Genomic DNA, 3742 nt, shown 5'->3' on the forward strand with positions numbered 1-3742 from the left:
CGCAACCATTGGTGCCGTGGGTTTTGGCCTCATGGAGGCGCTGACCGGAAATTTCTTCGGCAAGTTCATTTCTGGCGCGGAGTTGGCCGTTCTCATTCAAACTCTCTTTGGCGGGGTGGCGCTTTTTTTTGATCGGCTGGCATCCACTCAGAAAGAATGGCATCCCCTGGAGGGCGACGCCAATTGAAGTAGAGGCTGCCCTTAGTGCGAAGAAGCAAGACGCTCCGCAGCCCCTCCAAGATGCACCGAGAGCCATCGCAAATCCCTCGGCGCAGGGACGGAGTTTCTGGTGGAAGATCTTTGCTGTTTTTATCGCGTTCCTTGCTCTACGGGGCGCATTTCGTCCAACAAGCTACGAAACGATGTACGACGTAGTCAGCCTGGTAATGGATACCACGGCAGCAATCGGTCTCTGCTTGTTTGCTTTTAGCAAGAGCCTTCTTTCGAGAAGCTTCTGGAAATTCTTTACCGCAGCTTACATTGTCTATTGCGCGGCAATTTGGCTGATCGAGGTGCCGAAATGGCTCGCTGAGCATAACCCGAGCACATCTGCAGCGGCATTTGCGATTGCCTTCGTTTCCGGCCTTCAATTCTTAACCGCGCTGGGCTTGTGGCGTCATTCTACTCAACCAGCCCAAACAATAGCCGCTTGGCCTATGGCGGCCATTCATGTCCCGCCAACCGGCCCGGCTCTGAACATGCCAATACGCGCCTCGGCTCATTCCGACTTCCCGCGTGTTTATCGGGTAGCAGATCGATCTTTTTATTGGGCAATGACCATCATTCTTGGGACGGCGGCGGTATACTTTTCGGTGGTCTTTGGAAGGGACTTGCTTGATCCAACCAAGCGGGCTGCTGCACAAGCTATCGCCGTACACATGACAGGCTTGATCATCTTTCTCTATTTGGCCACCTTCCTCGCGGTAGCTGCAGTCCGGTCGAGACTGGTGTTGCAAGACGATGCAATCAGTCTATCGGGGCCGTTTCGAACCCGCAGCCTCCGAAAGGAAGAGATCCGGGGGCGCCGCAGGCTTCTCAAAATCAAAGCTGGCGTACTCATCCTCGAACCAGCCCATGCTGGGGTCAGACCACTGGCAATTCGGCCTAAGTTTGAAACCGACGCGGCTTTCGACGCATGGCTCAGGGACATCCGGGACCTTGATGCGGCATAGGCTTTCGCGTCGTTCAATCTGCGTCCCCCTCAATCGACGGGAGGGCGATCAAACGCCCGGCTTCACAGTCTCAGCCGCTCACCATCATGGCCGCCGATCGTGAGCACAACAATGTCGCCCGGCCGTCGGCCAGCAACCGCTACAGGCAGATAGTGCTCCGTGCGGCCCTGGTTGCCGCTCTCGATCAGCACATCGCGCGTCGCGCCGATCTCGGCTTGCAGCCGCTGCCGCAAGGCCGCTTCGCCAGCCGCACGCAGCCGTTTCGCGCGCTCCTTGATCGCTGGCCCGGCGACCTGCGGCATCCGCGCGGCGGGCGTGCCCGGGCGCGGGGAATATGGAAAGACGTGCAGGAAGGTGAGGCCGCATTCCTCGACGAGATCCAGCGAGCGGGAAAACATCTCCTCGGTCTCGGTCGGAAAGCCGGCGATGATGTCGGCACCGAACACGATATCCGGGCGCAGGCGGCGCGCCTGGTCGCAGAATGCGATCGCATCCTGGCGCGAATGCCGCCGCTTCATGCGCTTCAGGATCATGTCGTCGCCGGATTGCAGCGACAGATGCAGATGCGGCATCAGCCGCGCGTCGTCGGCGACGGCGTCGAGCAGATCGTGATCCGCCTCGATCGAGTCGATCGAGGAGATGCGCAGGCGCTTGAGCTCCGGCACGTGCCGCAATATCTGTTTCGTCAGCATGCCGAGCTTCGGCGCGCCCGGCAGATCGGCACCGTAGCTGGTGAGATCGACGCCGGTCAGCACGACCTCGGCATGGCCGCGTTCGACCAGCGCCCGCACCTGCTCGACCACCGCGCCCATCGGCACCGAGCGCGAATTACCGCGGCCGAACGGAATGATGCAGAAGGTGCAGCGATGATCGCAGCCGTTCTGCACCTGCACGAACACGCGCGGCAGGCCGGCAGCAAAGCCGTCGATGAGGTGCGGTGCCATCTCCTTCACCGCCATGATGTCGCTGACGGCGATCTTCTCGCTGGCGCCAAGATCGAACGCATCGCGGGCCTCGCGCCAGGCTTGGCTGCGCATCTTGTCGTCATTGCCGACGACGCGATCGACCTCGGCCATGCCAGCGAACATCTCGCTTTGCGTCTGTGCGGCGCAGCCGGTGACGACGATGCGCGCCCCGGGCCGTTCGCGCTTCAATTTGCGGATCGACTGGCGCGCCTGCGCCACCGCCTCGTTGGTTACAGCGCAGCTATTGATGACGATGGTGTCGGAAAGACCCGCGCCCTCGGCCTCGTTGCGGATCACCTCGGCCTCGAAAGCATTGAGGCGGCAGCCGAAGGTGACGACCTCGACAGCCATTACCCGACCGGCGCGAACAGCGCCGGATCGAAAGCGCCCTCATATTCGAAGGTCGCGGTGCCCGTCATCAGCACGTGGTCGTCGCGCTCGCGCCATTCGATGCCGAGCCTGCCGCCGGGCAGCGAGATCTCGACATTGCGGTCGGTGCGCTTCAGCCGCGCAGCAGCAACTGCGGTCGCGCAGGCCGCCGACCCGCACGCCCTGGTCAGGCCCGCGCCGCGCTCCCAGGTGCGGATCGTGATGTGGTCGCGATCGACGATATGGGCGAGCGTGATGTTGGCGCGCTCGGGGAAGATCGGGTGATTTTCCAGCAGCGGACCAAAACGCTCGAGATCGTAGGCGTTGACGTCGTCGACCCAGAAGATCGCATGCGGGTTGCCCATGCTGACCACGGAGGGCGAATGCAGGATCGGATTGTCGATCGGCCCGATCTGTAATTCGATGTATCGGGTGTCGCGAAACTCTTCGGCGAGCGGGATGTCCTGCCAGCCGAACTTCGGCGCCCCCATGTCGATGGTGTAGAGGTCCGGCGCCGGGCCTTGCCAGCAATTGAGCAGGCCCGCAGCCGTCTCGAAGGTCGCCGTGGTCTGCCCGGTCTTCTCGAAGATGCGCCGCACCACGCAGCGCATGCCGTTGCCGCAGGCGCCGGCCTCCGAGCCGTCATTATTGTAGATGCGAATGAAGGCTTCGGTGCCGTCCAGCCGCGGCTTCTGGAGCACCATGAGCTGGTCGTAGGGAACGCCGCCCTGCGCGGACGCCACCGCGCGGGCATCGTCCGGCGTCACCGGTGAGGCGGAATCGCGCATGTCGACAACGACGATCTCGTTGCCGATGCCGTTCATCTTGGCAAATGCGTGGTTGGCCAGCGCGCTCATGAAAATTCCCGAATTTCGCCCGCCTTATATGGCGATCCTCGGTGGCTTGGCCAGTGATTTGCCGCTGATGGCCAAGACGTCTGCCATGACGCATCTGTCATGGGACGAATTCGGCGCTCGCGTGTTAGAACGGCGCAGTTCGCGCGAACCGGGACGCGCGGCCGGGCGCATAGCCGGATTTTGGCCTTGATGCGCAAGGTCTTAATGCGCAAGGTCTTGGGGAGAAAAGAATGATCAGGTTTCGCCGTCTCGCTCTGGCCGCGCTGATCCCGGCAGCGGCCTTGTCGCTTGGACTATCCGGCGCTCTGGCGCAAACCCCGAGCCCGGCGCCCGCCGCGTCGGCAAGTCCCTCGCCGGCCCCGTCGGCTGCGCCCTCTCC

5 protein-coding genes are annotated in these 3742 nt (G+C 62.4%); 3 read left to right on the forward strand and 2 right to left on the reverse strand.

Going from position 1 to position 3742, the window contains the following annotated elements; translation table 11 throughout:
- Together AC630_RS46085 and AC630_RS41425 are read left to right on the forward strand one after the other, a co-directional pair.
- Nucleotides 1–187: hypothetical protein (locus tag AC630_RS46085; RefSeq protein ID WP_208867119.1), on the forward strand; the 187-nt coding region annotated here is incomplete at its 5' end.
- A gap of 175 nt (nt 188–362) precedes the next feature.
- Nucleotides 363–1172 (forward strand): hypothetical protein, encoded by an 810-nt coding sequence (locus AC630_RS41425; protein WP_074124169.1) that lies wholly within the window; start codon nt 363–365, stop codon nt 1170–1172.
- A gap of 62 nt (nt 1173–1234) precedes the next feature.
- Here AC630_RS41425 and mtaB read toward each other — a convergent pair whose 3' ends face one another.
- Both mtaB and dapF read right to left on the reverse strand, forming a co-directional pair.
- Complete coding sequence (gene mtaB, locus AC630_RS41430) at nt 1235–2488, reverse strand: tRNA (N(6)-L-threonylcarbamoyladenosine(37)-C(2))-methylthiotransferase MtaB (RefSeq protein WP_074124171.1); 1254 nt, start codon at nt 2486–2488, stop codon at nt 1235–1237.
- Nucleotides 2488–3363: a diaminopimelate epimerase gene (gene dapF / locus AC630_RS41435; protein WP_074124173.1), complete on the reverse strand. Its 876-nt coding sequence runs from the start codon at nt 3361–3363 to the stop codon at nt 2488–2490. The genes mtaB and dapF overlap by 1 nt, the downstream gene beginning before the upstream one ends.
- Between dapF and AC630_RS44975 the strand changes: the two genes are divergently transcribed.
- Nucleotides 3362–3553 (forward strand): hypothetical protein, encoded by a 192-nt coding sequence (locus tag AC630_RS44975; protein ID WP_143198740.1) that lies wholly within the window; start codon nt 3362–3364, stop codon nt 3551–3553. The genes dapF and AC630_RS44975 overlap by 2 nt on opposite strands.
- The last annotated feature ends 189 nt before the right edge of the window (nt 3554–3742 follow it).

This window comes from Bradyrhizobium sp. AS23.2 (genome assembly GCF_001908185.1).
Taxonomy (GTDB): Bacteria; Pseudomonadota; Alphaproteobacteria; order Rhizobiales; family Xanthobacteraceae; genus Bradyrhizobium.

Coding starts and splice junctions, on each gene's coding strand:
- AC630_RS41425 (WP_074124169.1), top strand. CDS start 363: ATGTACGACGTAGTCAGCCTGGTAATGGATACCACGGCAGCAATCGGT.
- mtaB (WP_074124171.1), bottom strand. CDS start 2,488: ATGGCTGTCGAGGTCGTCACCTTCGGCTGCCGCCTCAATGCTTTCGAG.
- AC630_RS44975 (WP_143198740.1), top strand. CDS start 3,362: ATGAAAATTCCCGAATTTCGCCCGCCTTATATGGCGATCCTCGGTGGC.
- dapF (WP_074124173.1), bottom strand. CDS start 3,363: ATGAGCGCGCTGGCCAACCACGCATTTGCCAAGATGAACGGCATCGGC.